30 protein-coding genes, 1 pseudogene and 1 riboswitch are annotated in these 26,925 nt (G+C 43.1%); of the genes and pseudogenes, 26 read left to right on the forward strand and 5 right to left on the reverse strand.

Going from position 1 to position 26,925, the window contains the following annotated elements; translation table 11 throughout:
• Positions 1-34: 34 nt before the first annotated feature.
• On the reverse strand, positions 35-592 hold the full coding sequence (gene def, locus DAHG_RS16925; RefSeq protein ID WP_022939534.1) for a peptide deformylase: 558 nt from the start codon (positions 590-592) through the stop codon (positions 35-37).
• 196 nt (positions 593-788) lie between these two features.
• Here def and DAHG_RS20155 point away from each other — a divergent pair, with 196 nt between their 5' ends.
• From DAHG_RS20155 to DAHG_RS16945, 4 genes are all read left to right on the forward strand, one after another.
• Entirely contained in the window at positions 789-1,973 is a 1,185-nt protein-coding gene (locus tag DAHG_RS20155; protein WP_034457516.1) for an FtsW/RodA/SpoVE family cell cycle protein, read from the forward strand.
• Positions 1,974-2,046: 73 nt separating this feature from the next.
• Positions 2,047-2,607: a 16S rRNA (guanine(966)-N(2))-methyltransferase RsmD gene (rsmD, locus tag DAHG_RS16935; protein ID WP_022939536.1), complete on the forward strand. Its 561-nt coding sequence runs from the start codon at positions 2,047-2,049 to the stop codon at positions 2,605-2,607.
• Positions 2,604-3,083: a pantetheine-phosphate adenylyltransferase gene (gene coaD / locus DAHG_RS16940; protein WP_022939537.1), complete on the forward strand. Its 480-nt coding sequence runs from the start codon at positions 2,604-2,606 to the stop codon at positions 3,081-3,083. Before rsmD ends, coaD begins: the two co-directional genes overlap by 4 nt.
• 8 nt (positions 3,084-3,091) lie before the next feature.
• Positions 3,092-3,775 (forward strand): YjjG family noncanonical pyrimidine nucleotidase, encoded by a 684-nt coding sequence (locus DAHG_RS16945; RefSeq protein ID WP_022939538.1) that lies wholly within the window; start codon positions 3,092-3,094, stop codon positions 3,773-3,775.
• Between the two features lie 71 nt (positions 3,776-3,846).
• On the opposite strand, the gene DAHG_RS16950 is transcribed toward DAHG_RS16945, so the two are convergent.
• On the reverse strand, positions 3,847-4,347 hold the full coding sequence (locus DAHG_RS16950) for an HD domain-containing protein (protein ID WP_022939539.1): 501 nt from the start codon (positions 4,345-4,347) through the stop codon (positions 3,847-3,849).
• 130 nt (positions 4,348-4,477) lie between these two features.
• Between DAHG_RS16950 and yfcE the strand changes: the two genes are divergently transcribed.
• From yfcE to DAHG_RS16975, 5 genes are all read left to right on the forward strand, one after another.
• A complete protein-coding gene (gene yfcE / locus DAHG_RS16955; protein WP_022939540.1) occupies positions 4,478-5,023 on the forward strand; it encodes a phosphodiesterase in 546 nt (181 codons plus the stop codon).
• Between the two features lie 53 nt (positions 5,024-5,076).
• The gene (locus DAHG_RS16960; protein ID WP_022939541.1) at positions 5,077-5,442 is read left to right on the forward strand and encodes a CvfD/Ygs/GSP13 family RNA-binding post-transcriptional regulator; all 366 of its coding nucleotides are present in this window, start codon (positions 5,077-5,079) and stop codon (positions 5,440-5,442) included.
• Positions 5,442-6,716: a glucose-6-phosphate isomerase gene (locus DAHG_RS16965; RefSeq protein WP_022939542.1), complete on the forward strand. Its 1,275-nt coding sequence runs from the start codon at positions 5,442-5,444 to the stop codon at positions 6,714-6,716. Before DAHG_RS16960 ends, DAHG_RS16965 begins: the two co-directional genes overlap by 1 nt.
• A 107-nt stretch (positions 6,717-6,823) precedes the next feature.
• The gene (locus DAHG_RS16970; protein ID WP_022939543.1) at positions 6,824-7,555 is read left to right on the forward strand and encodes a hypothetical protein; all 732 of its coding nucleotides are present in this window, start codon (positions 6,824-6,826) and stop codon (positions 7,553-7,555) included.
• A 256-nt stretch (positions 7,556-7,811) separates the two neighbouring features.
• Positions 7,812-8,282 carry a helix-turn-helix domain-containing protein gene (locus tag DAHG_RS16975; RefSeq protein WP_022939544.1) on the forward strand — a complete coding sequence of 157 codons (471 nt, stop codon included), beginning with the start codon at positions 7,812-7,814 and terminating at the stop codon, positions 8,280-8,282.
• Between the two features lie 97 nt (positions 8,283-8,379).
• On the opposite strand, the gene tatC is transcribed toward DAHG_RS16975, so the two are convergent.
• Together tatC and tatA are read right to left on the reverse strand one after the other, a co-directional pair.
• Positions 8,380-9,120 (reverse strand): twin-arginine translocase subunit TatC, encoded by a 741-nt coding sequence (tatC, locus tag DAHG_RS16980; protein WP_022939545.1) that lies wholly within the window; start codon positions 9,118-9,120, stop codon positions 8,380-8,382.
• 25 nt (positions 9,121-9,145) lie between these two features.
• Positions 9,146-9,334: a twin-arginine translocase TatA/TatE family subunit gene (gene tatA / locus DAHG_RS16985; RefSeq protein ID WP_022939546.1), complete on the reverse strand. Its 189-nt coding sequence runs from the start codon at positions 9,332-9,334 to the stop codon at positions 9,146-9,148.
• A gap of 336 nt (positions 9,335-9,670) precedes the next feature.
• On the opposite strand from tatA, the gene DAHG_RS16990 reads away from it, so the two are divergent.
• The 12 genes from DAHG_RS16990 to DAHG_RS17045 all read left to right on the forward strand — a co-directional run bounded on the left by DAHG_RS16990 (position 9,671) and on the right by DAHG_RS17045 (position 20,606).
• A complete protein-coding gene (locus DAHG_RS16990; RefSeq protein ID WP_022939547.1) occupies positions 9,671-10,330 on the forward strand; it encodes a ferredoxin-like protein in 660 nt (219 codons plus the stop codon).
• A 17-nt stretch (positions 10,331-10,347) separates the two neighbouring features.
• On the forward strand, positions 10,348-12,471 hold the full coding sequence (locus tag DAHG_RS16995; RefSeq protein ID WP_022939548.1) for an aldehyde ferredoxin oxidoreductase: 2,124 nt from the start codon (positions 10,348-10,350) through the stop codon (positions 12,469-12,471).
• Positions 12,472-12,495: 24 nt separating this feature from the next.
• The gene (locus DAHG_RS17000) at positions 12,496-13,236 is read left to right on the forward strand and encodes a hypothetical protein (protein ID WP_022939549.1); all 741 of its coding nucleotides are present in this window, start codon (positions 12,496-12,498) and stop codon (positions 13,234-13,236) included.
• A 9-nt stretch (positions 13,237-13,245) separates the two neighbouring features.
• A riboswitch (molybdenum cofactor riboswitch) is annotated at positions 13,246-13,375 on the forward strand.
• Between the two features lie 122 nt (positions 13,376-13,497).
• Entirely contained in the window at positions 13,498-14,514 is a 1,017-nt protein-coding gene (locus tag DAHG_RS17005; RefSeq protein ID WP_022939550.1) for a molybdopterin-binding protein, read from the forward strand.
• A 1-nt stretch (position 14,515) separates the two neighbouring features.
• Positions 14,516-15,724, forward strand: coding sequence for a molybdopterin molybdotransferase MoeA (locus DAHG_RS17010; protein WP_022939551.1), 1,209 nt, complete (start codon positions 14,516-14,518; stop codon positions 15,722-15,724).
• Positions 15,717-16,220 carry a cyclic pyranopterin monophosphate synthase MoaC gene (gene moaC / locus DAHG_RS17015; protein WP_022939552.1) on the forward strand — a complete coding sequence of 168 codons (504 nt, stop codon included), beginning with the start codon at positions 15,717-15,719 and terminating at the stop codon, positions 16,218-16,220. The genes DAHG_RS17010 and moaC overlap by 8 nt, the downstream gene beginning before the upstream one ends.
• Positions 16,213-17,190, forward strand: coding sequence for a GTP 3',8-cyclase MoaA (gene moaA / locus DAHG_RS17020; protein WP_022939553.1), 978 nt, complete (start codon positions 16,213-16,215; stop codon positions 17,188-17,190). The genes moaC and moaA overlap by 8 nt, the downstream gene beginning before the upstream one ends.
• An 11-nt stretch (positions 17,191-17,201) precedes the next feature.
• Positions 17,202-17,639, forward strand: coding sequence for an MOSC domain-containing protein (locus DAHG_RS17025; protein ID WP_022939554.1), 438 nt, complete (start codon positions 17,202-17,204; stop codon positions 17,637-17,639).
• The gene (locus tag DAHG_RS17030) at positions 17,621-18,115 is read left to right on the forward strand and encodes a MogA/MoaB family molybdenum cofactor biosynthesis protein (protein WP_022939555.1); all 495 of its coding nucleotides are present in this window, start codon (positions 17,621-17,623) and stop codon (positions 18,113-18,115) included. Before DAHG_RS17025 ends, DAHG_RS17030 begins: the two co-directional genes overlap by 19 nt.
• Positions 18,116-18,118: 3 nt before the next feature.
• Positions 18,119-18,913 carry a molybdate ABC transporter substrate-binding protein gene (gene modA, locus DAHG_RS17035; protein ID WP_026881051.1) on the forward strand — a complete coding sequence of 265 codons (795 nt, stop codon included), beginning with the start codon at positions 18,119-18,121 and terminating at the stop codon, positions 18,911-18,913.
• A complete protein-coding gene (gene modB / locus DAHG_RS17040) occupies positions 18,913-19,587 on the forward strand; it encodes a molybdate ABC transporter permease subunit (RefSeq protein WP_022939557.1) in 675 nt (224 codons plus the stop codon). The genes modA and modB overlap by 1 nt, the downstream gene beginning before the upstream one ends.
• Complete coding sequence (locus DAHG_RS17045) at positions 19,584-20,606, forward strand: sulfate/molybdate ABC transporter ATP-binding protein (RefSeq protein ID WP_022939558.1); 1,023 nt, start codon at positions 19,584-19,586, stop codon at positions 20,604-20,606. The genes modB and DAHG_RS17045 overlap by 4 nt, the downstream gene beginning before the upstream one ends.
• 65 nt (positions 20,607-20,671) lie before the next feature.
• On the opposite strand, the gene DAHG_RS17050 is transcribed toward DAHG_RS17045, so the two are convergent.
• On the reverse strand, positions 20,672-21,793 hold the full coding sequence (locus tag DAHG_RS17050) for an FAD:protein FMN transferase (protein WP_022939559.1): 1,122 nt from the start codon (positions 21,791-21,793) through the stop codon (positions 20,672-20,674).
• A gap of 333 nt (positions 21,794-22,126) precedes the next feature.
• Here DAHG_RS17050 and DAHG_RS17055 point away from each other — a divergent pair, with 333 nt between their 5' ends.
• From DAHG_RS17055 to DAHG_RS21940, 5 genes and pseudogenes are all read left to right on the forward strand, one after another.
• Positions 22,127-23,425 (forward strand): RnfABCDGE type electron transport complex subunit C, encoded by a 1,299-nt coding sequence (locus tag DAHG_RS17055; protein WP_022939560.1) that lies wholly within the window; start codon positions 22,127-22,129, stop codon positions 23,423-23,425.
• A gap of 12 nt (positions 23,426-23,437) precedes the next feature.
• The gene (locus DAHG_RS20160; protein ID WP_022939561.1) at positions 23,438-25,297 is read left to right on the forward strand and encodes an RnfABCDGE type electron transport complex subunit D; all 1,860 of its coding nucleotides are present in this window, start codon (positions 23,438-23,440) and stop codon (positions 25,295-25,297) included.
• 11 nt (positions 25,298-25,308) lie between these two features.
• Positions 25,309-25,809 carry an FMN-binding protein gene (locus DAHG_RS17065; RefSeq protein ID WP_022939562.1) on the forward strand — a complete coding sequence of 167 codons (501 nt, stop codon included), beginning with the start codon at positions 25,309-25,311 and terminating at the stop codon, positions 25,807-25,809.
• An 11-nt stretch (positions 25,810-25,820) separates the two neighbouring features.
• Positions 25,821-26,450 (forward strand): annotated as a pseudogene (gene rsxE, locus DAHG_RS21935) (electron transport complex subunit RsxE); the annotation flags it as partial.
• An 84-nt stretch (positions 26,451-26,534) separates the two neighbouring features.
• On the forward strand, positions 26,535-26,921 hold the full coding sequence (locus DAHG_RS21940) for an FMN-binding protein (RefSeq protein ID WP_235696051.1): 387 nt from the start codon (positions 26,535-26,537) through the stop codon (positions 26,919-26,921).
• The last annotated feature ends 4 nt before the right edge of the window (positions 26,922-26,925 follow it).

Here is a 26,925-nt window from a genome sequence, read left to right on the forward strand (position 1 = left end):
AGACTGCTTAACTTCATAAGCAGTCCTAAATATTCTATTCAATTACTTCTGCGTCTTCAATTTCCTGCCAAGGATTTTCCTGATTGATTCGATCATAGAAGAGAACACCTTCAAAATGATCCATTTCATGCTGAAGCACGATTGCCGCGTAGCCGCTGGCTCTTAATTCAATCTCCTGATCCTGTAAAACATCATAGGCACGAACCTTGATGCGGGCATGACGCGGTACATAGCCTTCATGAACTTCTTCTACTGAAAGACAGCCTTCACCGCCTTTTAAATAAGAATCCTGTACGGAATGAGAAACAATTCTCGGATTGACAAGGCAGAAAACCTCATCCTCATCTTCTTCATAGGGAATGACGATACCTAGTATTCGTTTATGCACACCTACTTGAACAGCGGCAATACCAACAGCCGGCCGCAGTCCTTCTTTTTCACTGATTTCAGGGTCCTGGGACCGTTTTACATATTCAACAAGCGCCAGTGCCAGTTCACGATCTTCATCGCTCAGCGGCAGCTGTACTTTTTCACTTTTTTGTCTGACTGAAGGATCTGTATCCTTCACAATGTCTTTTGCTTCTAATCTCATTTTATCCCTGCTTTCTTCCATAATATTTTACGTTATAATTAAAAATGACGCAAGTATTACCGCTTGTATAATCGGATTTATTCAGCCTGATCATGGTTTTTATGCTTCTTATCCTATAATTTATGATGCTTTTTGCTTGGTTGCTTTATAGGCTTAAATTGTGTAAAATGGATACGGAGGCGATTGCGTGAATTTTATGAGAATGCGTCTTACCTTTAAGATGCCTAAAAAATATGATCTTTTCATTCATATCAGTGTTATCGCCTTAATCGTAATAGGCACGCTGATGATTACATCAACCAGTGTCGGTGAAACATATAATAATGATACAGTCGTTATCAAAACCTTTATCAAACAGTTGGGATTTGTGATTTTAAGCTATCTTGCCATGGTTTTTATGGCAAATAATTTTACGATGTCAAGAGCAAAGTGGTGGTCACAGACAATTGGAGTTTTATTGCTTGGGATGCTGCTTGCTTGTTTGATGTTTGATCCCAGCGGCGGTTCAAGAGCGTGGCTGCGTCTGTCATTGCCGATGATCGGTGAGGTTACGCTGCAGCCTTCAGAATTCTTTAAAGTATTCATGATTGTTTTAATGGCAGTGACCGTGGAAACAACACGGCGTAAGGAAAATTATTCTTGCTGGACAATTATTAAAGTACCGGTAATTTTTATGCTCTTAGGTGTATTTTTTATCGGCTTGCAGAATGATGCCGGTTCAATCATGGTACTGGCGGTAATCTGCGGCGTCTGTTTCTTGATACCGACGCACAAAAGTCTGCGTAAGCTTCAGCATATCCTGATGGTGCTGATTTTAATCGGCGGTATCGCATCCTTGTTTTTGCTGACCCCAGCAGGCTTAAAGGTTGTATCTAAATTGCCTTTTCTGCAGGAACATCAGCTGAGCCGTTTTATCATCGCGGACAATCCATTCAGTGATCCATTTGTGGATGGTTATCAGCTGATCAATTCACTCTATGCTTTCGCGACAGGTAAATGGACAGGTCTTGGTTTGGGTCAGTCAATTCAGAAGATGCTGTATCTGCCGGAAGCAAAAACAGATTATATTCTGGCTATCACCGTTGAAGAATTAGGCATCGGCGGTTTCCTGTATATTTTATTCTTTTATGTAATTATCATGTATCGTTTATTTTATTATGCATTTAAAGCTAAAAGCGAAGGCTATAAAATTTTGCTTGTCGGTACGGCAATTTATATGTTTGTGCATTTCCTGTTTAATGTCGGCGGCGTTACCGGTCTGCTGCCATTAACGGGTGTTCCGCTGCTCTTTATTTCGTCAGGTTCAAGCAGTCTGCTTTCAATCTGCTGTGCGGTGGGTATTTCACAGGCCGTCATAGCAAAAATGCGCAATGGCAATTAAGTTGCTGCGCATTCATGCTGACGGATAAGAAGGAAAGTGAGATAGTATAATTTATGCTGGGAGGGGAGTATTTATGCGTGTAGTTGCAGGAACACTGCGTTCAAGAAAAATAGAGGCGGTGGAGGGAATGGATACCCGGCCAACGGCTGATAAAGTGAAAGAAGCTGTATTTTCACGGATTGGGCCATATTTCCAGGGCGGTGAAATGCTTGATGTTTACAGCGGCAGCGGTAATATCGGAATTGAAGCTATCTCCCGCGGGATGGATCATGCTTGGCTGAATGATATGAGTCCGGCGGCAGCTAAAACGATTAAGCGCAATGTTGTGAATTTAAAAATTGAAGAACAGACGAAGATCACTCAGCTGTCGGCAGAGGCGCTGCTGAAGGCATGCGCGCAGGCTAATAAACAGTTTGATCTGATCTATCTTGATCCGCCTTATGCTAAACAGCAGAATGAAGCGCTGATCAGTCAGATATGTGCTTTATCATTAATTAAACCTGATGGTTTAATCATTATTGAAAGCCGTAAGGAAGATGAATTTGCAGAGCAGATCAGTGACATGCAGCTTGAAAAAATGGCATATTATGGCATAACTAAAATAAGCTATTATCGAAGGGAAACAATAAAATGAATCGAAAAGCAGTTTATCCGGGAACATTTGATCCCATGACGCGCGGCCATTTGAATATTATTGAAAGAGCCAGCGCAATGTATGATGAAGTCATTGTACTGATTATGTATAATGGAGTTAAGAAATGTACATTTACCGAGCTTGAACGCAAGGAAATGATCGAAAGAGAAACTACGCATTTAAACAATGTAAAGGTTCATATCGGTCAGGGACTGACGGTTCATACAGCTTCGGCTTTAGGGGCTGAAGTGATGATCCGCGGCATCCGCGCAACCAGCGATTATGAATATGAATTACAGATTGCGACTGCGAATATGATGCTTGATCCTAAGGTAGAAACAGTCTTTTTAATGAGCCGGCCGGAGTATTCTTTTGTATCCTCTACCACGGTTAAGGAGATTGCGATGTTTCATGGTGAACTCAGCAATTTTGTTACCCCTTATGTCAGACAATGTCTGATGCAGAAATATCAATAGGAGAATCTATGAATTACGATAAATTATTATTTGACGCTGATGCGACGCTTTATGATTTTAAGGCGGCTGAAAAGCAGGCTTTTATGCTGACTATGGAAAATCATGGCTTTGATTGTTCTTTGGGCAGCTATGAGCTTTATTCTAAAATTAATGATGATATGTGGAAACGGCTGGAACGTAAAGAAATCGGGAAGGCTGAATTAAGGGTTGAACGCTTTGCGTCATATGCCGCCGCAACTCATCAGCTGATGGATGCTGAACAGATCAGTATGGAATATACAAATAATCTGGCTGAAATGGGCATCTTATTTGATGACGCGATGGCGGTGATTCAAACGGTTTCCCAAAAGATTGAATGCTCAATTGCCAGCAACGGTATTGGTTATGTACAGCGCCGCCGGTTTGCGAAATCGGGAATTGAACCTTATTTTAAACATTTATTTATCTCAGAGGAGCTGCAGGCCGAAAAGCCGGACCCTAAATTCTTTAAGCGTGTTGAAGAGGTTTTAGAAATTCATGATCCTAAACGAATTTTATTTGTTGGTGATTCCTTGAGCGCGGATATTAAGGGCGGTGTGATGGCCGGCTGGACAACGGTCTGGTACAATCCTGATCACCTAAAGAATCTGAGTGAATATCAGCCGGACTATGAGATTGACAGCCTTTCTCAAGTCATTGATTTATTAAATTAAACCATGGGTTAACAGTTTCAGCACTGTTAGCCTTTTTAAATAAAATCCCTGCAATTGAGTGCAGGGATCGATTAATAATTTCTTAAAAACAGATTATCCAAATATTTTAATCCGGTCTTGGTCTTGAAATAACGTTCACGATGATCGACGATTGTCTCATAGGAATAGCTCTTTTCAAACATGTTGACAAGCAGATCCGCTTCGACAAGAATTTGCAGGTCGATGTCATTGATGCGGTCATATGTATGATGATGAGCGATCAGGTAGCAGACACGGTCGATAAAATCAGCCTCATAGCCACGGTTCTTTAAGATTTTCCGGGCGATTGCCGGACCTTCGATTTCCTGAAAGGTACCCGCTGTACTATTATATTTGTTGATACTTTCCTTAACACCGATATCGTGAAGAACGGCTGCTGCTTCAATGATTTGAAGCGTTTCTGCATTGATGTTTTCATTTTCTGCAATCGCCAGTGCAAAGCTGTATACTTTCATTGCGTGGTTGATCCGCCGCTGACTTTCTCTTTCATAGAGTATCATATCTTCTATCAATAGTCCGATTTTATGTTTCATGAAAATATCCTCCTTTTTCATTACCTTAATTATACCATCTTAAGGATGAAAAGACATCTTTTTGAATGGTCTTTTCAATGACAGTGAAGCGGCTGTCTGATATAATGGTAAAGAAAATGGAGGATTCATTATGAGATTATTAATTGCATCAGATATTCATGGCAGCGCTAAGACGTGTCAGCATCTGCTGGAGCGCTTTGAAGAACTGCAGGCAGATCAGCTGCTTTTGCTGGGTGATATGCTTTATCATGGCCCGCGCAATGAACTGCCTGATGGTTATGATCCCAAATTAACTGCTCAGCTGCTGAATGCATATAAAGATAAAATCATCGCAGTCAGAGGAAATTGTGACGGTGAAGTTGATCAGATGGTGCTGGCTTTTCCTATAACCGCTGATTATAACGTGCTTTTAATGGATGGGTATCGCATTTTTGCCAGTCACGGGCATGTTTATTCACCAGATCATCTGCCGGCATTAAAAGCGGGTGACTGCTTTCTGTTCGGTCATATTCATATTCCAACCATTAAAAGGGATAATGGCATCATGCTTTTAAATCCTGGCTCCATTACGCTGCCTAAAGGCGGCAATCCCGCCACCTATGCGGTTTTGGAAAATGATGTCTTTACGATCTATACGATGAGTGATGAAATTTTTGATCAAGTTACCCTTAAATAAAGGTACAGAAAGTTTGTTTTGTGATATAATTGTTTGGGAAATGAGGTGGATAGATGCATTATTTAGTTGGACAGGTTGTAGAAGGTGTTATCACCGGCATCCAGCCCTATGGTGCTTTTGTTTATCTGGACTCAGATCATAAAGGCCTGATTCATATCTCAGAAATATCGAGGGGATATGTTAAGGATGTGACGAAATTTCTGACGGTGGGCGAAAAAGTCCGGGTTAAAGTCATTGATATTGATACGTCAACAAATCAGTGTAAACTGTCGCTGAAGGCAGTGAACCGCAATATGGCTCGTCAGAAGCAGAAAGTACACCGTGTACAAAAGGTGCCGAAAATGGTGATCGGCTTTCAGGTATTGGCTGATCATTTGGATGAATGGATTGAAAATCAGATCAAGCGGGAGGAAAAATGATGATCAAGTTAGAAACTAAAAACGCATTTTTAAATGAGAATTTCGCAGATTATCAAGACAGCGTAACGCATTGTCATGAGCTGCTGATGACCAAAAAAGGCAAAGGGAACGACTATACCGGTTGGGTAGAATGGCCTTTTGACTATGATAAAGAGGAGTTTGCCCGTATTTTAGATGCGGCTGAGCGAATCCGCAATAACTGTGATGTATTCTTGGTATGCGGTATCGGCGGTTCATATTTAGGGGCACGCGCGGTCATTGAAATGGTGAATGGACTGTATGCTCAGAAAAAACCTGAAATTATCTTTATCGGCAATACCTTCTCATCAACGTATATCGCTCAGGTTTTAGATTATATCAAGAATAAGGAAGTATGCCTGAATGTTATTTCTAAGTCTGGCACAACTACGGAGACAGCGTTGGCTTTCCGTCTGTTTAAACAGGCGTTAGAAGCTAAGTATGGTGTTGAAGAAGCTGCTAAACGTATCTTTGCGACAACTGACCGCAACCGCGGCACACTGAAATCATTAGCTGATAAGGCTGGTTATGAAGAATTTGCGATTCCTGATGATATCGGCGGCCGTTTCTCTGTTATTACGGCTGTAGGTCTATTGCCGATTGCGGTTGCCGGCATTGATATCAACGCGCTGCTTGAAGGCTGCCGCAAGGCTTATAAGGATCTGGATACTGCTGATCTGGATAAGAATCCAGCTTATCGTTATGCTGTTGCACGCCGTATGCTGCAAAATCAAGGCAAGAATGCGGAAATGCTTGTTTCATATGAAACTCAGATGAGTATGGTTGCTGAATGGTGGAAACAGCTGTTTGGTGAATCAGAAGGTAAAAACGGCAAGGGAATTCTGCCTTGCTCAGTTAATTTCTCTACGGATCTGCATTCTATGGGTCAATTCATTCAAGATGGCAATAAAGTATTGTTTGAAACATTGATTAAGGTTGAAAAACCAACTCTGGATCTTACTTTCCCAGCCGATGAAGAAAATTTAGACGGTATGAATTATCTTGCCGGTAAATCTGTGGATTGGGTAAATAAGATGGCTTGTCAGGGTACTTTGGAGGCACATGTTGAAACAGGTCATGTTCCTAATATCGAAATCACAATTCCTGATATGAGTGTTGAAAGCTTTGGTTATATGGCTTATTTCTTCTTCAGAGCGATTGCGATGACAACTTATCTGATTGATGAAAATCCATTTGATCAGCCAGGTGTAGAAGTATATAAAAAGAATATGTTCCGCCTGTTAGGCAAGAATTAAGTTCCGAAAGCTGACGTTTGTCAGCTTTTTATTGTAATTTATGACACGTTTCAATTTTTTTGTGATAAAATAGATTTGTCAATATATACAAGGAGAGATAGGGTAATATGAAATTTAAAGCATTAGGTGTATTAAGCATGGCAGCATTGCTCTGCGCTTGTTCCTCTGGCAGTAAGTTTGAAAGTGTAGATATCGTTTATCTAAATCCAAATCATGATAAAGTAATGTCAGAAGTATTACAGTCAAAGCCAATTGCCAAGACTGAAGCACAGAAGGTATTCAGTGATCCGAATACGACCATCGAGGTTTATTATGATGATCCGGTTAATGATGAGTATAGAATTCAGGTAGTGAATCTGTCCGATTATTATTTCACTGGTCATGTGGATTTCCCTGAATGTGAAAAGAGTATCAATGTTAAGGCATTGCCTCCAATGAGCGGTGATTTCGCAACCATCGTTTGTCCGGCTTTTGACGCGGATGCTGATTTTGAATATGATGGTGATCTGTATGAACGTACAGAAGAAGCTGCATTCAATGTTCCGATGGAAATCTATTATTTTGAGGAAGACGATACAGTTTATGATTATGTACTTGACAGTGACAGCATTGATGCGGAAATGATTCGTTCTTTAGCTGATTATCTGTATACTGAATCAGTATTGGCAAATCTTGAAGGAACATATAATATGTATGTATTTGCTAAATCTGACTATGATGCCAACAATTTTGGCGATGATGCAATCAAAGCGGTTATCTGGCTGGATCAGGTCAATGATATGGCTGAAATCTATGCTAATGACGGTTCATTAGTTGAAAGAATCAACTATCGCGGTTAATCACATATTAGGCCTGCAGCTGCAGGCTTTTTATTTAGATATTTTTGGGTGTAAATCTAATAAAATAGAATCATGACATTTCCGGCTCATCGTTTCAGATTGACGTATATACTATGCATAGTAAGACCCATACTTTTTCCTAGGCTGATAAAGTTTGGCGTATTGATAGCTGAAAGTCTGATTCTACCTATTGTCTACCATAAGTGGATGGCTATTTTCACACTTCTAAGGTAAAATAATTCCATGGAGGTGCTTTATGGAACTGCAGCAAATTGGTAAATATATAGCCGCTAAACGAAAAGCGGAGGGCTTAACGCAGGAAGCGCTGGCACAGCTTTTAGGCGTGACAAATAAAGCGGTATCTAAATGGGAAAACGGCAAATGTCTGCCTGATCTATCTCATTATGAGGCACTTTGTGAAATTTTGCATATCTCTGTTAATGAGCTGATGGCAGGAAAAGATATTGAAGAGACAGACTTGAAAAAAGTCAGCGAGCAGAGCTTAAAAGAGGTATTGAGAAGCAATGCTGATCTGTCAGCGATGAAACATATCTGCATTGGTCTGCTGCTGCTTTTGGTGGGGCGCTGCCTGCCGCTTGTCCAGCTGCAGGATGCTGCCTCAGAAGCTACCCAATTCATCTTTGGTGTTTCAGAAGGAATGTCCATAGGAATTACGTGTATTGGTATCGGCTGGCTGATTATGGGGCTTGTGAAATTCAGTAAATAAATGCTTAAGCGGCGGATGCCGCTTTTTTCTATCATAAATAGTCGTATAAACCGGTTAAAAATGCATAAAAAAAGCACCGCTTTTCATCGGCACTTGATTATAACGCTTTGACAGCATTCATTTTTTTAGTATTAAATTTATCAACCGTCCGACAGATCCACATGCTTATTTCAAGCAGCAGGCACATCGGTATGCCTAAAAGCATCTGCGACATAATATCCGGCGGTGTGATGATTGCGGCAACAATGAAGATCAAAACATAAAGGAAACCACGCTTTTCATTAAAGAACGCTGGTTTTAAGATACCAAGCTTACTTAACAAAAAAGAAAGAATCGGCATTTCGAATACGATTCCAAAGCACAGCAGCATCTGATTGCAGAAAGACATAAATTGTTCAATGGAAATCATTGCGGCAATATCACTGATGGATATTCTGACAAAATAGCTTAAGGTAATTGGTAAGACAACAAAATAACAGAAAATAACACCGATGATAAAAAAAGCGAGTCCCAGTGTCAGCGAAATCAGCATATATACTTTTTCATTGCTGTAAAGCCCTTTAGAAACAAAGGCCCATATCTGATAAAGGGTAATCGGTGAACATAAGACGATGGCACACAGCAGCGATACTTTGATGTACACCATGAACAGTTCTGACGGTCCGACATAGATCAGTTCCATGCCCGGATTCAGATTCAGCAGATATTGAATCAGAATATCGATGTACTGATAACAGATAAACATGGCAATCAAATTGATAACGATTACCAGAGTCAGACGTTTACGGAGTTCATCAAGATGCTCGACAAATGTACCCTGCTTCGAGTTAGAACTCACGGCTGTACATCCTTTCTACTTGTAACTATTTTTCGTCACTTGCTGGATCAGTCAGATCCTTGATTTCTTTTTCTACGGATTGGGTTCCTTTTCTGAATTCTTTAATAGCTTCACCCATTGATTTTCCAATCTGCGGCAATTTGCTGGGACCAAAAATAACCAGAACGATGATCAAAATGATTATTAATTCTCCGGCACCAATTCTTCCAAACATAATTTCACCCCTTTAAAGGATAGTTTTTCATATCCACACACATGAATTATAGTTTATCCTATTAGAAATTGCAAGGTGCAGGGAAGTGAATTGAACAATCTGTGAAAACTTTCTCAATAGATTATTCAGCGAGAAGTATGTGAAAAAATTATTGAAGTGAATTGCATTAAGGGTTATAATACAATTAGTTTTAAGGGGAGCTTTTTAGGGCATGTGGGGTTATACGGGAAAACTTTCACAAACTTGTTAAGCCTTCTTACAAACAGCGGTTACTGCTGCTTTTTTATTGTGAAAATATCGCACAGTGACTTTTGACAAATGAACGGGGTTGAAAAAATGTCAGAAAAAATGTCAGAACAGATTGAGGAGAAAATCTCCAAAGCACTCGACACCGAAATGACAAGAAGACAGTTCATGAAGATTTCAGGAAAAGGGTTAATGGGTTTAACTGTTTCCGCTTCATTGCTTTCTTTGTTCGGGTGCACTCAGCAACAGATCGATAACGGTGAAGTTGCTACATGGGCTATGCCGCAGGGACTGCTGGTTGTCAATGCTGCCAAGTGTGTAGGCTGTCAGCGTTGTGAAATCAACTGTACGCTGGTAAATGATGGTGTGGCTTCTACGTATATTTCTCGTGTTAAGGTTCAGCGCAATATTACATTGAACGGTGAACATGGTCTTTACGGCAATAAAGACTGGGTTTATTTCCCTGATACTTGCCGTCAGTGTAAGGACCCAGCTTGCGGAAATGCTTGTCCGCAGGGGGCTATTTATGCCAATGACAACGGTATCCGTGTTGTAGATCAGGAAAAATGTATTGGCTGCGGTGCATGTGTTCAGGCATGTCCATGGCATATGCCGACTGTGAATCCTGAAACGCACAAGTCAAGCAAGTGTATTGCCTGCGGTGCATGTGTACAAGGCTGTCCTGCCGGTGCGCTGTCAATCATTCCTTGGGATGAGGTAACAGCTGCTGCTCAGGAAGTACACAAATAGAAAGGGAGGATTAATTCATGTCTGCAAACTATGGATGGGCTGGAAAAATCCTGCGTGTCAACCTGACAACGGGTTCGATCACTACGGAGGATACAGCAAAATATCAAGATTATATCGGTGGTATGGGACTTGCATACAAGATCATGTATGATGAAGTACCATTAACTACAAAGGCTTATGATGAAGCCAATAAAATTATTTTTGGCGTCGGACCGTTAACGGCTTCCGGTGTGCCATGCTCAGGACGTATGAATGTTACGACGCTATCTGCATGGACTAAGGGCTATTCAATTCTTGATGGTCATATGGGCGGTCATATCGCGCATAACTTCAAGTATGCCGGTTATGATGCATTGGTCATTGAAGGTAAGGCTGCCGGCCATGTCTATATCAAGATCGATGATGATAAAGTAACCATTGAATCAGCTGAACATACATGGGGTATGGGAACCTTTGATACTAACAGAATCATGATTGAAGAAAATGGTTCTGATTTCGATGTTGTATCGATTGGTCAGGCTGGTGAAAATCTAGTCAATTACTCTTGTATGCTGACTTCTTCCTGTGATTCTGCGGGTGCTGGTACAGCCGCTGTATTAGGCAGTAAGAATGTTAAGTCAGTGGTAGTCAGAGGTACTGGCAATGTGAAGATTGCTAATCCTGCTGAATTTAAAGAATTATGTGATTACATGCTGCGCGAGCTGATCGGCGGCAACAATAACCACAATGTACCGGCAGTTCCGCAAAGCTGGGCAGAATATTCTGCACCAAGCGGCAATAACCGCTGGGCTGGTGCGCCTGGCCGTGTTTGGGGATTAGCTGAAGGCGGCCCGATCGATATGGGTGAGCAGCCTTATGATGATATCAATAAGATTGCATACCGCTGTATGAAGGGTCAGTTTGACTTTGGTGATATCGCCCAGAAATACATGGTTAAGGTTGGCGGCTGTTCTTCATGTCCGGTACGCTGCTATGCTGAATATGAAATGGCGCCGTTGGCTGAATATGAACTGCCGACACGTGTATCCAATACATGTATGCCAATCATCTACAACACTACATGGTATCCTGAGGGTGTCAAAGATTTCGTCGATGAAGGCGATGCTTCCATCATCATCAACGGTGCCGGTGAGCGCGCGTTAGATAACTTTGGTGTTTGGGAAAACTATGGCAACCTGCTTCGTGAATTCAACTGGTGCTATAAGCACGGCGTATTTGAAAGAGTATTGCCGAAGGAAGAATATGATGCTGTACCTTGGGATTTAATGAAGGAAGGCAATCCGAAGTGGATGTGGTGGATCATTGAACAGATCGCTACTAAGAAAGGTGAAATCTCTCACTTAGGTGATGGAACTTACCTGCTTGCGGAAAGATGGAATCTCGGTCAGGAATTCTGGGATGACAACTATATGCAGACGATTTCTTACAATGGTTATCCTCGTCACCATGGTTCTGAAGATGTATACCAGGTTGGTGTGCTTTACAGCATCATGTATAACCGTGACTGCATGATCCATCATATGATCAATATCGTTGGTTCCGGCTGTCCTTATGAAGTTTATAAAAAGACATTAGAAGATGAATTCGGTGAAGGCTGTGTCGATATGCCTAAGAAATATACGCCGATGAACCGTTCAAAAGCAAGACTTGCGAAATGGGCGTTTATCGGTAAGCAATGGCATGATTCAGCAACTGTCTGCAACTGGATGTGGCCGATGACACAATCACCTGCCAAGTCTCGTAATTATAAGGGTGACCATGATTTGGATGCGAAATTCATGAGTGCGGTTACCGGTGAAAAGTGGACACGTGCAGACGTTGATTTAGCAAGTGAGCGTATTTCTAATATGCTGCGTGTTATGACTGCCATTTCATTTAATATTAATGAAGGCAGTACGAATCTGCGTGAAGATCATGATACGATCTGTAACTGGGTATTTGATAAAGAGCCTGAATTTAAGGCATTTGAAGAAGGTACGGTCAAACTGGACCGCGCTGATATGGAACTTGCGAAGGATATGTTCTATGAGGAAATGGGATGGGATGTCAAGACTGGTATTCCAACCAGAGCAACCCTTGAACGTGTAGGTCTTGGCTATATGGCTGATGATCTGGCGGCTCGCGGTCTGCTTCCTGCATAGGCTGAATAGAAAGGTTGGGTAGTTATGTTATTTGGTCGTCGTAAACCTGGATTTGTTAAAGAAGAGGAAAATCCAGAGTTAGTTTCTGAATACAATGAAGATCGCATGATCGCAAAACAGCAGGCAGAGGCTGAAGAGAAACCAGATCTGATGGAATATCTTGAATCATTGCCGGAGGTGGAAGATCCATACGCGGAAGCGATGGCGGCCGCCGCTGCTATGCCGCAGCCTGAGATGAAGGAAAAAACGAAGGCTGAATTACTTGCTGATTTTATCCGTGAACGTTCTGCCGGCGCGATGCTGACCGCATATGCGGCTTTGGCTGCCGAGGAAGAGGCGCTTGAGACGCTGCTTCAGGAAATGCGTGAAACAGAATCATGTGCGGATATTGTATCCATTAAAGGTGATAAAGATGTGTATTATTATTCCAATGCCAATATGAGTGATAACTATGCCCGTATAGCGATGCTCGTAGAGGAAAAGAATCTGCCGAAAACGATTGCCGAGATGGTGCGTTTCAGCTGTAAGACATATCCGTCACCGACACCGCTGGATTACTTTACGCTGCATCCGTATTTCTATACGATGCCGCAGATCAAACGTGCGGTTGAGCAGTTTGAAAAGCATGAGGAATATGCGGATATGGCAACGGTTGTTACCGGAAATAACATTACTTACCTGTATTCCAAAGACATTATGTCTGAAAAATATGCCAAGGCACTTGCGGAAGGTGCTGAATATGGTGAATATGGCTATCGCCGCTAGTTTTAAAATTTAATAATTGATCTCCGAGCCATTCAATCCTAAAGACCCCCACGGATGTCTGGCCTAAGCATCAGCTTAAGGGCTTTGCTGGAAACAGCAAAACCTTCCATCTTTGAAAAGGAGCAGTCATTTTAAAGACGTCTGGTAATCAGATGATGCTTAAGGCTGCTTTGCGCTCAAAATGCGTAAAACAGCCTTTTTTTAAATATAATTGATGAAATCACAGTGCTGACAGCTGTGAACTTTATAGGAGAAGAAAATATGAAATTAATCAAAACGAGTGAGGCGGCTGGTCATGTTTTATGCCATGATATTACCCGAATCGTTAAGGATGTAGAAAAGGGTGCGGCTTTTAGAAAAGGGCACATCGTTACGGAAGAAGATATCCCCGTACTTCTTTCAATTGGTAAGGAACATCTTTATGTCTGGGAAAAGGAAGCTGGTATGCTTCATGAAAATGAGGCGGCAGAGATTCTTTGTAAGCTCTGCATCAATGAGCATATGGAACGCAGTGAAGTAAGAGAAGGCAAAATTGAAATCATTGCTGCCTGTGACGGTTTGTTTCAGGTTGATTCTAAGCGTTTAATGGCAGTGAATAGCGTGGATGAGGTAATGATTGCTGCACGGCATGGCAATACAGCGGTGAAAAAGGGTGATAAACTGGCGGGTACGCGGGTGATTCCTTTAGTCATTGCCCAAAGTCAGATGGCGGACGCGGAAAATGCCGCCGGTGCTGAGCCGCTTTTATCTTTAGTACCTTTTAAGCCGCTCAAGGCTGGTATTATTACTACCGGCAGTGAGGTGTTTAAGGGCAGAATTAAGGATACTTTTACGCCGGTAATTATTGAAAAGCTAAAAGCGTATGGTATTGAAGTCAGTGAGCATTGTATCGTCGATGATGATAAGGAAGCAATTGTAAAGGCGATTGCGGGCATGCGCCCTAAGGTGGATCTGATCTGCTGTACGGGCGGTATGAGTGTGGACCCGGATGATCAGACACCCGGTGCTATCAAGGCAAGCGGTGCGGCGATGGTTACCTATGGTGCGCCGGTGTTGCCGGGTGCGATGTTTGCTTTAGGTTATTTTGATGATGATAAACCAATCATGGGTCTGCCGGGCTGTGTCATGTATGCCAAGGCAACGATTTTTGATTTAGTTCTGCCAAGAATTGCTGCTGGTGTGAAGCTGAATAAAATGGATTTTGTAGCTTATGGCGAGGGCGGCCTGTGTCTGAATTGTCCGGTATGTACATACCCTAACTGCGGCTTTGGTAAATAAGATGGAAAAGAATATTGAATTAGAACACGCTGTTGAATTGATTCGCAAACATGCAAAGCCAGTGTCAAGAATCAAACGCTTGCCGATCACAGAAGCACTTAATTATCGGCTTGCGGAAGATCTTATTGCGCCCATTGACAATCCGCCCTTTAACCGTTCACCGCTTGATGGCTTTACCTTTAACCACGCTGGCAGTGAAGCGGGCAAAAAATTGAAAATCATCGGCTGTGTCTATGCCGGTGAAGCGTTTGAGGGATATGTTAAGGAAGGGGAAGCGGTTCGCATCATGACCGGTGCGCCGATTCCTGAGGGCTGTGACTGTGTAATCCGGCTTGAGGATTGTACATGGGATGACCAGGAGATAATGCTTCCTAAAGCGATGAAAGCTTATGAAAATTTTTGTTTTAAGGGTGAAGATTATACGGCCCAAACGGTAATGATTCATAAGGGTGAGCGGTTGGGACCGGTACATTTAGGCATCATCGCCTCGATGGGTATTGATCAAATCATGGTATATGATGCTGTTCGGGTAGGACTTTTGGTGAGCGGCAGTGAAATTGTTCAGCCGGGCAGTGCGCTTGGACCGGGTAAAATTTATGATACGAATCTGACATTGCTGACAAGTGTGCTTGCCTCACTGGGGATGAAACCGGTGCTTGCGGATTTTGTCTGTGATGAGGCTGAAGCGGTCAGCGCGAAAATCAAAGCGATGATGAAGGAGTGTGACTGTATCATTACAACCGGCGGTGTTTCCGTAGGTGATAAGGATATCTTTCACAAAGTGGTACAGCTGCTTGATGCTGAACAGCTATTTTGGCGGGTTAAGCTAAAACCTGGCACCCCGGCGATGTTTTCGATGGTTGAGGGCTGCCCTTTGTTATCACTGTCCGGCAATCCGTTTGCGGCTTTAGTTACCTTTGATCTGATGGGCCGTGAATTGCTGGCAGTCATGAGCGGCAATGAAGCGCTTGTACCTAAACGTCAAACGGCAATTTTAAAACAGCCGTTTCAAAAGCGCAGCGGCAATCGGCGGTTTATCCGCGCTCAAGCGGTTAAGGGTGAGGTCATGATAAACAGTGATAAACATTCGTCAGGCATGCTGGCGAGTATGCTTGGCTGTAACTGTTTGATTGATATTGCGGCAGGCAGCGAAGGCTTAAAAGCGGGGGAAACCGTGAAGATCGTCATGCTGGAGGAAAATTATGAATGAAAAATTAACGCACTTTGACGGTGCCGGCAATGCCGTCATGGTCGATGTGACAGAAAAGAATATCACACAGCGCTGCGCGGTTGCGCAAGGGTTGATTTATGTCAATGAAGCGGTGATGCAGGCCGTTGTTGAGGGCAGCGCCGCTAAGGGTGATGTGCTGGGGGTTGCCAGAGTGGCAGGAATCATGGCTGTCAAAAAGACTTCTGAGCTGATTCCAATGTGTCATCCGTTAGCGATTACTAAATGCGGGATTGATTTTGAAATCAATCAGGAAGCCGGCTATATCAAGGCTGTCTGCACCGCCCAGCTGGCCGGCAAGACAGGGGTTGAGATGGAGGCGCTGACCGGTGTGAGCGTAGCCCTTTTAACAATCTATGATATGACTAAAGCCATTGATAAAACGATGAAGCTGTCTGAAATCTGTCTGGTTGAAAAAACCGGCGGCAAGAGCGGTCATTTCATCAATACGGCACTGTTGGGTGATGAAGATGCTTGATGAATATTCAAGAACCATTGATTATCTGCGGATTTCAATTACTGACCGCTGTAATCTGCGCTGCATCTACTGCATGCCGGAAGAGGGAGTCTGCCAGCTGTCACATGATGAGATTTTAAGCTATGAACAGATTCTGCATCTTTGTAAATTATTTGCCCAATTGGGTGTACATAAAATCAAGATAACCGGCGGTGAACCGTTAGTGCGCCGTGACTGCACGGCATTGATTAAAGCCATTAATCAGATTGAAGGTATCGATAACATCACGCTGACCACCAATGGCTTATTGCTGAGTGAGAAGCTGGATGAGCTGATTGATGCCGGTATCAGTTCTGTCAATGTGTCATTAGATACGACCAATGAAGAAGCTTATAAAAAAATCACGCGTTTTCAAGGTGCGGATCAAGTGATAGAGGCGCTGCGCAAAGCGGCGGATACTTCATTAAATGTGAAAATCAATGCGGTGCCGCTGGCCGGCAGCAGTGATGAAGACTTTTATTCATTGATTGAGCTGGCCAAGGATAAAAATATTCATGTGCGCTTTATTGAGCTGATGCCAATCGGGTTGGGACAATCGTTAAAGGGTCTCTCTCAGGCGGCGCTGACAGCGCGTATAGAAGCTAAGTATGGTTCTTTGACACCTTATGATAAGCAATTGGGCAATGGGCCGTGTGTGTATTATACATTGGCTGGCTTTAAGGGCAAAATCGGCTTTATTGCCGCTTTGTCACATAAATTCTGTTCACAGTGCAACCGTGTGCGGCTGACAGCTGACGGCATGCTTAAGACATGTCTGCAATATGATGCCGGCTGCAATCTGAAAGCGATGCTTGATGCCGGCTGCAGCGATGAGGAAATGCTTGCGGCGATTCGCCAGACCATTCTTCAAAAACCGCTGAGTCATCATTTTGAAAGCAGTGCGAAGGACAGTAAAAAAGAAACGCGTATGATGTCGCAGATTGGCGGCTAGAAAGGGATAAAATGGGAAAAGTAATTGCAGTTTGTACAAGTGATGTACGAGGTATACAAAAACACAACATTCATGAGGCTAAGCTGGTGGAGGGCTTTGGTATTGAAGCCGATGCCCACGGCGGCAATTGGCACCGCCAGGTAAGCTTGTTATCTTATGACCGAATCAAGGAATTTAACGCCAAGGGAGCCGATGTTAAGGATGGTGCTTTTGGTGAAAATATCGTTGTTGAGGGTTATGATTTTAAATCATTGCCGATCGGTACGCTGTTTCGCTGCAACGATGTGATTCTTGAATTGACTCAGATCGGTAAGGAGTGCCATTCACATTGTGAGATTTTTAAGAAGATGGGTGACTGTATCATGCCAAGAGAGGGTGTCTTTACCCGTGTTCTGCATGGCGGGGTAATCAAAGAGGGGGATGAAATGACATGCTATCTGCCGCAATAATCACTTCCTCCGATTCCGGCTATCGCGGCGAGCGTGAGGATTTAAGCGGACCGGTAATCAGCGAGATGCTGAAAGCGGCGGGGTATGAGGTTAAAACAATGCTGCTGCTTCCAGATGAGCGTCAGATGCTGGCCGATACAATGAAAAAAATCTGTGATGAGCATCAGGCTGATTTGATTTTAACTACCGGCGGTACTGGTTTTTCGATGCGTGACTGCATGCCGGAGGCAACCCGTGATGTAATTGAACGGGAAGTGCCGGGAATTCCGGAAGCGATGCGCGCGTTTAGTATGCAAATCACCAAAAGAGCTATGCTGAGCCGTTCGGCGGCAGGTATTCGTCAGTCGACGCTGATCGTTAATCTGCCCGGCAGTCCTAAAGCGGTGCGGGAGTGTCTTGAGGTCATTCTGCCGGAATTAAAGCATGGTCTTGAAATTCTTAAAGGCGACGCGGTTAACTGCGCGAGAAAGGACTAACTGATGAAGAAGCTATGGATGGGTTTATTAGCTGGTATGTTATGCTTGAGTGCCTGCACGGCCAACCCGGCACCTAATGAGGATGAAAACAATGCTGCAAAACCCACAGAGCTGTTGATTTCAGCGGCTGCCAGCATGACGGATTGTTTAACTGAATTGGCGGAATTATATAAGGCTGCGGCACCCAATGTAACCTTGACGTTTACCTTTGGTTCAAGCGGCTCTCTGCAGAGTCAAATTGAAGAGGGAGCGCCTGCCGATGTGTTTATCAGCGCCGCGCAGAAACAGATGAATGCCCTCGATGAAAAGGATTTGATCGATAAGGATACAAGAAAAGATTTATTAGTGAATGAAGTTGTATTAATTACGCCTAAAGGTAATCCGCTTGGCTTAAGTTCGTTTACTGATGTTACTAAGGATGAGGTTGCCAAGATTGCTTTAGGTGAATTGGGTTCAGTACCGGTAGGCCAGTATTCAGAAGAAATCTTCAAGCATTATGAAATCATGGACGCGGTAAGTGCTAAAGCGGTGTATGGCAGTGATGTGCGCACCGTATTGACATGGATTGAAAATGGTGAAGCCGACTGCGGTGTGGTTTATGCGACCGATGCGGCTATTTCTGATGCGGTTGATGTTGCAGCTGTGGCGCCGGCTGAATCTCACAAGGAAGTTGTTTATCCGATAGCGATGATCAAGGACAGCAAGCAGCCAGAGGCCGCTAAAGCCTTTATCGATTATTGTTTCAGTGAAGAAGCGGCAGCAATATTTACTAAATATGGCTTTGCCCTGGCAAAATAATGGATTTATCACCGTTATTTATATCGATTAAAACAGCGCTGTTCGCAACGGCCTTCGCTTTTGTAATGGGCATTTTGGCGGCTTATTTCGTCTTAAAACGTCAGCGCTTTAAAAGCTTAGCCGACGCTGTTTTTACGCTGCCGATGGTCTTGCCGCCCACTGTAGTAGGCTTCTTTCTGCTGCTGGCTTTTGGTAAGAATTCATGGATTGGTCAGCTGCTTGAAACGATGAATCTCTCCGTGATTTTTTCATGGGGAGGAACTGTCATTGCGTCAACGGTTGTGGCTTTCCCCTTGATGTATCGTACCGCATTAGGTGCTTTTGAACAGGTGGATGAGAATCTATTTGCGGCGGCGCGGACGCTAGGCATCAGTGAAACCGCCATATTTATGAAAATTCTTTTACCTAATAGTCTGCCGGGTATCGTTGCTGGAACGATTTTGTCATTTGCCAGAGCAATGGGCGAATTCGGTGCAACGATCATGGTTGCCGGCAATATTCCGGGCCGTACTCAAACGATGGCGCTGGCGGTTTATTCAGCAACTCAAAGCGGCAATCGGGAACTGGCTTTTAAATGGGTTCTTGTCATTGTTGCCCTCTCATTTACCGCCATTTTATCTGTCAATGCATGGAACAGCTGGCTGAGCCGGAAGAAAGCGGGGAATCTGCAATGAGTTTGTGGGTTGATATTGAAAAACAAGTCGGGAATTTTACTTTAAAGGTTAAATTTCATGATCAGGATCATATTTTGGGTCTGCTGGGAGCCAGCGGCTGCGGGAAAACGATGACTTTGAAATGTATTGCGGGCATTATTAAGCCTGACCGCGGTAAAATTATTCTTAATGACCGTGTACTGTTTGATTCAGAACGTAGAATCAATTTAAAACCGCAGGCGCGCCGTGTCGGTTATCTTTTCCAAAATTATGCGCTGTTTCCGAATATGACAATATATGAAAATCTGAAAATGGCATATCATGGCCCAAAGGAAGCCGCTCAGTCTCGGATTGAGGCCTTGCTTGACAGCTTCTATATCCGTGCATTAGCTGATCACTATCCCCATCAGTGTTCAGGCGGTCAGCAGCAGCGCGCAGCCTTGGCCCGCATGCTGATCAGCGATCCGGAAATTATCTTACTGGATGAGCCCTTTTCCGCATTAGATGAATATTTGAAATGGCAGTGTGAACAGGAACTGATGAGGCTTTTTAAGGTTTTTAAAAGAGATGTGCTTTTAGTTTCACATAATCGTTCAGAGATTTATCGGCTCTGTAATTCAATTGTTGTCATGAATCAGGGCGATGTAGAATCAATGAATACTAAGGATGAATTATTTAAAGATCCCAAAACGCTTTCGGCATGTCTGCTGACAGGCTGTAAGAATATATCAAGAGTGGAGGCGGGAGTTGCTGTGGACTGGCAGCTGCCTTTTACCATGAAACAGCCATGTGCTTATATCGGGGTCAGAGCGCATACGATCCGCATCAGGGAGGCTGAGCATTCAATTCCATGCCGTATTGAAGCAGTCATCGATGATGTTTTTTCAAGGATTTATCTGGTTCATCCGATTCATGTGCATCATGAAAATGAATATACGACGCTGCGTCTTGAATTCAATAAGGGAAAATACAGCCATCAGGTCGGCGATGTGATACCGATTTTGATTGATGAGCAGGAATTAATTTACTTAAAGCAATGATCAGGAGCTTACCATGTGTAGGTTCCTTTTCTATATAAAAAAGCCGGTCAAATTTGACCGGACATTTATTTGGAAACCGTGAAGATGTCTTCAATATCATCACTTGTTACTATGATGTAATCAAGATACTTAAATTCTTTTTTGCCTTCAGGGATTTCATCATCGCTGTTATAAACCCAAACTACACTTAATGAATAACCTAAATCACGGATTTTCTCTATCATTTCATTGGCTTCTTGATAATCCATCGTATAAAGCAATGTCGAACAAATATCGGCAACTCCTGAATTATCCGTGACTACACTTAAAGCGCGTGAATGACGGGCAGGGAAAAGTGTATCAGGATCAATGATGTGATGCATCAATTCACCATTTGATAAATAATAGCGCTGATAGTCACCGGAAGTAACTAATGATTGTTTGCCGGAAAGCGGCAGTACGCCTAAGGTACCGTTGATGCCATTGAGATCCGGAACTTGAATGCCAGCATTCCATGCGCTGCCGTCAGGTTTGCTGCCAATCACCCGCACATTGCCGCCGGCGTTAAGGATGCCGCTGGTTAAACCTCTCGCTTCAAGCTCTTGGGCAACCTTTTCAGCCGTGAAGCCCTTGGCTACTGAACCGACATCAAGGCTTGCGCATGCTTGATTCAGATAAACGGTGCTTTCCGCTTCGTTAATTTCAACGTTATTCCAGCCGACACAAGCTTTGGCCTGCTGTAATTCTTCCATTGACGGAACCGGCGCATCCTGTCCCTCAGTATTAAGGCTGATGCCTGCCTCACGGTATTCATGCCAAATTTCAAGCACAGGGCCCATCGTAATATCAAACTTGTTATTGGATAATTCAGAGAACTGTTTTGATAATTCAAGCATTTCTAGAATATCATCATCAACCTTTACCGGCTGAATACCCGCGTTGTCATTGATTGTTTTGATGTTATTTACACCTTCATAATCATTGTACTTATCAAACAGGGCATTGTAGCGTTTAAACTCAGAACGCACCAGATCAAAATATTCATTAAACTGTGTTTCATCATCCGCATAAGCAATTAATGAAATTACAGTATCAAATCCGGCATCCAATGTCTGATTGTTATAACGGCTCTGTTCCTTAACCGGTTCTTGTTCAGCACTACAGCCGATAAGCAGCAGGCTCATCAGCAGGATTAAACTTTTTTTCATTTTTTATCACCGTTGTTTATTATATCATAATTGCGGCTGACAACACAAAATAGTTGCATCAAAACAAGGGTGTCTTTGTACCGATTCATTTGTGAAAAAATTACTAAATTGTTTTTCTGATTTTGATTCATCAAGTCATTCATGATTGTAAGCGCTGAACTCGATGAAAATTGTAAAATATCCCATTATTGAAATGTTTTTTTAATGAGTTTTTTTAGAAACAGTTGAGAATTTATTAATTTTCCATTTTCATGAATTTAATTTGTGTTATAATATTAAGGGTGCGAATTTTTAAAAAATTCACATAGTAAAAATGAGAGGAAAGGTGAAAATATGTCTTTGTTTAAGGGGCCAATGCGCGAGCATATCAATGGTCACAAAGATTTAACAGAAGCATCAGAACTGTTTGTTGTCGATCCAGGTAAAACAGTGAGTATTCCTTTGTTTGCCGGGGCCGCACAAAACCCGAAAGTGCTGGTTGCCGAGGGGGATAAAGTAGCTGTCGGAACAAAGATCGCTGTCTTTGATGAACGCAATGTCGTTCCTATTTTTTCAAGTGTCAGCGGCACAGTAAAGGGCATCGAGAAAAAGATGCACCAGAGTTTAAAGCAAATTGATCACATCGTAATCGAGAATGATGGTTTGTATACGGAATGTCAGCCGTTTGGTACGATTGACTGGCAGAGCGCATCAAGAGAAGAGCTTATCGACTTTATGATGAATGCTGGTATTATTGGCTGCGGCGGCGCTGGTTTCCCAGCTTATATCAAATATAAATTTGCCAAGGATGTTCAGATTTTGATTATTAATGCGGTTGAATGTGAACCGTTCATCACTTCTGACTATTACTTGACAGAGCATGAATTTGATTTAATGCTGACAGGTATTTTAGCGATGAAAAAGATGGCTGAAGCGAAGGATGTTGCAATTGCTATCAAGAAATCACATCCAGAGCTGATTTCTTTTGTTCAGTCTAAATTAAAGGGTGTTGAAGGCGTTGCGGTACGTGAAGTTCCTGATGTTTATCCAATGGGATGGGAACGTACTTTAGTGCGCGAGATTACCGGTAAAGATTATGATCGTCTGCCAGGTGAGGTAGGCGCGGTTGTCAATAATGCGACAACGGCTTATATGTTTGGTAAAGCCATGGTTAAGGGTGAACCAATCGTATCCCGGGTGATGACGATTTCCGGTGACGGCGTTAAGAAACCGACGAATGCGTTAGTTCGTATGGGTACATCCATGCACGAAGTTGTTGAACAGGCAGCCGGCGGTTATGCTGGTGAAGATATTCTGCTGTCGGTGGGCGGCCCAATGATGGGTGCTACCATGACTACGGATGCGGTTTCGGTTGAACGTCAGAACAACGCATTAACTGTACAGCTTAATAAGCCTGCTCAGGAAATTGCCTGTCTGCGCTGCGGACGCTGTTCGGATCATTGTCCGTCAGGCTTGCAGCCAGTGCGGATTTCTCAGGCGATGAAATCTAAAGACATGGAAAGAATCGGCTTGCTGCAGATCACATCATGCATTGAATGCGGTATGTGTACGTATGTATGCCCTTCTAAGATTGCTGTTACAGAAACAATGCGCAGAGCTAAGCGTGCCTATATGGCATTTAGCAAGAAGTAGGAGGAGTCAATTATGAAATTTACTTTTAATCCGGCACCTAACTATAAATGCAAGCTTTCAACTCAGCAAATCATGCGTGAACTGGCCATCGGTCTGCTGGTTGTCTATGCGTTCTCACTGTTCTATTATGGAACTCAGTATGGCGGCGCATATGTGACGCAGGCACTGCTGATCATGCTTGTATCTTTAGTTTCGGCATGTGCCGTTGAAGTGCTTTGGGCTTTAGCTACAAAGCAGAATGTATTGAATTTTATTAAAACATCTTTCCCATTCATCACAGCAATGATTTTTGCTTTGATGCTGCCAATCAGTACATCATTATATGCAGTTGCTATTTCAAGTGCGATGGCAATTTTATTTGGTAAACTGGTATTCGGCGGTTTTGGTCAGAATATCTTTAATCCGGCAGCCGTTGGACGCGCAATTATCTTTGCTGCTTTCACTGCTTCTACAACGGACATCGTTACTTCTGTGACACCGACTACGCTGATGGCAGGTCAGTATCACTGGTTAGTGACCGATGCTTCATTAGCAAATCAGCTGCTTGATTCAGTAGGCGGTTTGGGCAATCTGTTTATCGGTATGTACCCAGGGGCTCTTGGTGAAACAAGCGCGTTGCTGATTGGTCTTGTCGGTATCGTATTAGCATACCGCAAGGTTATCGATTGGCGTGTACCAACAGTTTATATCTCAACGGTGTTTGTACTGACAGCCTGCATCGCATTATTTACTGGTGCTGGTATCTGGTATCCGTTCTATCATATTTTAAGCGGCGGTTTATTCTTCGGTGCTGTATTTATGGCAACTGATCCGGTAACATCACCGACTTCAGCGGCTGGACGCTGTATCTTCGCGTTAGGCTGCGGTATCCTGACGGTGCTGATCCGTGTAAAAGCGAATCTTCCTGAAGGCGTTTTATATTCAATTCTGATTATGAACTCATTGTCACCGATGATTGAACGTGCATTAGACGGCGAACAGCGCAAGACAATGAAAAAAGCGATTAAAATGTTTGCCTCTACGGCAGTCGTTGGTCTGGCAGCTTGTCTGCTGGCAATCAGCGTTGTTGAACCGGCCAGTGCATCAGCGGATACAAATGTTCCAAGTGCACCTGAAGCGGCAGTTAAGATCAATGGTATTTCTGATCCATATGTCGCAACCTTAATGGCTGAAGTAACTGATACTCAGACTAATGGCAGCGAAACTACTTATACTGTTCAGGCTGATGGCTTTGCCATTATGAATGGCGGCGAAAAGGCCAATATCTTCAAGGTTACCTTGAATGACAGCAATGAGGTTGTAAAGGTTGAGGCTGTTGAAGTAAATGATACACCGACAATCGGTGATAAGATTAATGATGATGCGTTCTTCGCACAATTTGCAGGCGTTAATGCGGCAGATTTTACAGTGGATGCAGTGTCAGGTGCGACTTATTCATCAAAGTCAGCGGTGCGCGCGGTTTTAGCGGCTATGGAAGCTCATGGCATGGATGCCGGTTTCAGCGCTAAACAGGAAGTGAGTATCGCCGATGACGAATTAGTGAAAAAGATTGAAGCAAGTGTGAAAGATAGCAAGGATAATGGCGACGGTACAACGACTTATACCGTAGATGCTCAGGGCTTCGCGGCAATCAACGGCGGCAGTGATCTCAATGAGTTCACGGTTGTGGTTGATGCAAATAAAGCGGTTGTCAGTGTTGAATGCAGTAAGTTTGTTGATACGGCATCCATCGGCGATCAGGCAACTACGGCTGATTATTTAGGTAAGTTTGCAGGAGCAACCGCTGACACAATGGTTAGTGATGTCGTATCCGGAGCTACTTATACTTCAAAATCAGTAATCAAGGCTGTACTTACAGCGCTTGCTGAATAGGAGGGAATCATATGAAAAAAATTCTTCATTTAACCGTATTCCTAGCATTGATTTCAGCAATCGCCGGCGGTGCTTTGGCAGCTGTTAACGCGGTTACAGCACCGATTATTGAGGAAAGTGCGATTGCCAGTGAAAAGGCAAATCTTGAATTGATTTATCCGGGTGCTGATTTCAAAGCAGTTGAATTAAGCGGTGATACTGGCAGCATTATCGGTGCTTATGAAGCAGCTGGCAAAGGCATGATTTATAAAGTATCTGTTACCGGCTTCAAGGATAGCTTGATCTATCTTGTCGCTATCGGTGAAAATGGTAACTTTGATGGTTACAAAGTATTGCAAAATAACGATACTAGCGGTTTTGGCAGCCGTGTTTCTGATGCTGAATTCTATGATCAGTTTGTCGGCAAGCCAATTGATACTAAGATCGATACATTGTCTGGTGCTACGGTTTCTTCTACGGCAACAGTTAATGGTCTTAAAGAAGTTGTAGAATACTACAACGCTACGAAATAGGGGGCAAAACAATGGAACGTTTAGAGAATTTTAAAGCGGGTTTCATTCGTGAAAACCCAATCTTCGGTTTATATCTCGGCTGTTGTTCGGCACTGGCTATTTCTACTACCCTGAACAATGCCATTGGTATGGGGGTTGCCGTTATTCTGGTAACCATTATGTCAAATGTAATCATTTCCGCGATCCGCAAGATCACTCCGGATGAAATCCGTATTCCGGTTTATATTGTCGTTATCGCAACCTTAGTTAAAATTATTCAAATGCTGGTACAGGCTTATGCGACAGATCTGTATACAGCATTAGGCATCTTCCTGCCGCTGATCGTTGTTAACTGCATCATCTTAGGCCGTGCTGAAGCGTTTGCCAGCAAGAATGGTTTGCTTGATTCAGCTTTAGATGGTCTGGGCATGGGACTTGGCTATACTTTTGGTTTATTGGCAATGTCTACGATCCGTCAGCTGCTGGCTACAGGTATGCTGTCATTCGCAAATCCATTTAATCCGACACAAATTTTCTTCCAGGCAGAATTCTTCCCGGCAGAATATACAATCTCTTTATTCAAAGATCCAATCGGCGCATTTATTACCTTTGCGTGTCTGGCAGCTGCTTTAAATGCTTACAAAGCCAGCAAGAATAAAAAGAATTGGGGTATTGGTTTAGGTGTTGTTGTTTTAGCGTTAGTTGCAGTAATCGCAGTACGCGGTGAATTCAATGTCAATACGGCTGTGGAAGCTGAAACACCGGTTGAACCAGATAATTCTGAACCGGTTAACGGCGGTGAAACAGCTACAGGCATCCTGTCAGAAAGCAGTGAAAACGGCGAAACGACCTATATCGTATCTGCACCTGGCTTTACTGCTACAACCGGCGGTGCTGAAAATACTTTCAAGATCGTTGTTGATGAAGCTTCAGGCTCAGTTAAGAGCGTTGAAATTGATACCTTCGCAGATACTCCGGGTATCGGCGATGCAATCAACAATGTAGAATTCTTTAATCAGTTTGAAGGTTTAGCTTCTTCTGATTTTGAAGTTGATGTACAAAGCGGCGCAACATTCTCCAGTGATTCAGTAACTAAAGCAGTTAAAACTGTGCTTGAATCACTAGGAAAGTAGAAAG

Origin of the sequence: Dielma fastidiosa, assembly GCF_000313565.1 — a bacterium.
Lineage (GTDB): Bacteria > Bacillota_I > Bacilli_A > Erysipelotrichales > Erysipelotrichaceae > Dielma > Dielma fastidiosa.

Coding starts and splice junctions, on each gene's coding strand:
- coaD (WP_022939537.1), top strand. CDS start 2,604: ATGAATCGAAAAGCAGTTTATCCGGGAACATTTGATCCCATGACGCGC.
- DAHG_RS16975 (WP_022939544.1), top strand. CDS start 7,812: ATGGAACTGCAGCAAATTGGTAAATATATAGCCGCTAAACGAAAAGCG.
- DAHG_RS16970 (WP_022939543.1), top strand. CDS start 6,824: ATGAAATTTAAAGCATTAGGTGTATTAAGCATGGCAGCATTGCTCTGC.
- moaA (WP_022939553.1), top strand. CDS start 16,213: ATGCTTGATGAATATTCAAGAACCATTGATTATCTGCGGATTTCAATT.
- DAHG_RS17010 (WP_022939551.1), top strand. CDS start 14,516: ATGGAAAAGAATATTGAATTAGAACACGCTGTTGAATTGATTCGCAAA.
- def (WP_022939534.1), bottom strand. CDS start 592: ATGAGATTAGAAGCAAAAGACATTGTGAAGGATACAGATCCTTCAGTC.
- DAHG_RS16990 (WP_022939547.1), top strand. CDS start 9,671: ATGTCAGAAAAAATGTCAGAACAGATTGAGGAGAAAATCTCCAAAGCA.
- DAHG_RS16945 (WP_022939538.1), top strand. CDS start 3,092: ATGAATTACGATAAATTATTATTTGACGCTGATGCGACGCTTTATGAT.
- yfcE (WP_022939540.1), top strand. CDS start 4,478: ATGAGATTATTAATTGCATCAGATATTCATGGCAGCGCTAAGACGTGT.
- DAHG_RS17045 (WP_022939558.1), top strand. CDS start 19,584: ATGAGTTTGTGGGTTGATATTGAAAAACAAGTCGGGAATTTTACTTTA.
- DAHG_RS17005 (WP_022939550.1), top strand. CDS start 13,498: ATGAAATTAATCAAAACGAGTGAGGCGGCTGGTCATGTTTTATGCCAT.
- tatA (WP_022939546.1), bottom strand. CDS start 9,334: ATGTTTGGAAGAATTGGTGCCGGAGAATTAATAATCATTTTGATCATC.
- DAHG_RS16995 (WP_022939548.1), top strand. CDS start 10,348: ATGTCTGCAAACTATGGATGGGCTGGAAAAATCCTGCGTGTCAACCTG.
- moaC (WP_022939552.1), top strand. CDS start 15,717: ATGAATGAAAAATTAACGCACTTTGACGGTGCCGGCAATGCCGTCATG.
- rsmD (WP_022939536.1), top strand. CDS start 2,047: ATGCGTGTAGTTGCAGGAACACTGCGTTCAAGAAAAATAGAGGCGGTG.
- DAHG_RS20160 (WP_022939561.1), top strand. CDS start 23,438: ATGAAATTTACTTTTAATCCGGCACCTAACTATAAATGCAAGCTTTCA.
- DAHG_RS16965 (WP_022939542.1), top strand. CDS start 5,442: ATGATCAAGTTAGAAACTAAAAACGCATTTTTAAATGAGAATTTCGCA.
- DAHG_RS17000 (WP_022939549.1), top strand. CDS start 12,496: ATGTTATTTGGTCGTCGTAAACCTGGATTTGTTAAAGAAGAGGAAAAT.
- modA (WP_026881051.1), top strand. CDS start 18,119: ATGAAGAAGCTATGGATGGGTTTATTAGCTGGTATGTTATGCTTGAGT.
- DAHG_RS17050 (WP_022939559.1), bottom strand. CDS start 21,793: ATGAAAAAAAGTTTAATCCTGCTGATGAGCCTGCTGCTTATCGGCTGT.
- DAHG_RS17030 (WP_022939555.1), top strand. CDS start 17,621: ATGCTATCTGCCGCAATAATCACTTCCTCCGATTCCGGCTATCGCGGC.
- DAHG_RS20155 (WP_034457516.1), top strand. CDS start 789: ATGAGAATGCGTCTTACCTTTAAGATGCCTAAAAAATATGATCTTTTC.
- DAHG_RS16950 (WP_022939539.1), bottom strand. CDS start 4,347: ATGAAACATAAAATCGGACTATTGATAGAAGATATGATACTCTATGAA.
- DAHG_RS17055 (WP_022939560.1), top strand. CDS start 22,127: ATGTCTTTGTTTAAGGGGCCAATGCGCGAGCATATCAATGGTCACAAA.
- modB (WP_022939557.1), top strand. CDS start 18,913: ATGGATTTATCACCGTTATTTATATCGATTAAAACAGCGCTGTTCGCA.
- DAHG_RS16960 (WP_022939541.1), top strand. CDS start 5,077: ATGCATTATTTAGTTGGACAGGTTGTAGAAGGTGTTATCACCGGCATC.
- DAHG_RS17025 (WP_022939554.1), top strand. CDS start 17,202: ATGGGAAAAGTAATTGCAGTTTGTACAAGTGATGTACGAGGTATACAA.
- DAHG_RS17065 (WP_022939562.1), top strand. CDS start 25,309: ATGAAAAAAATTCTTCATTTAACCGTATTCCTAGCATTGATTTCAGCA.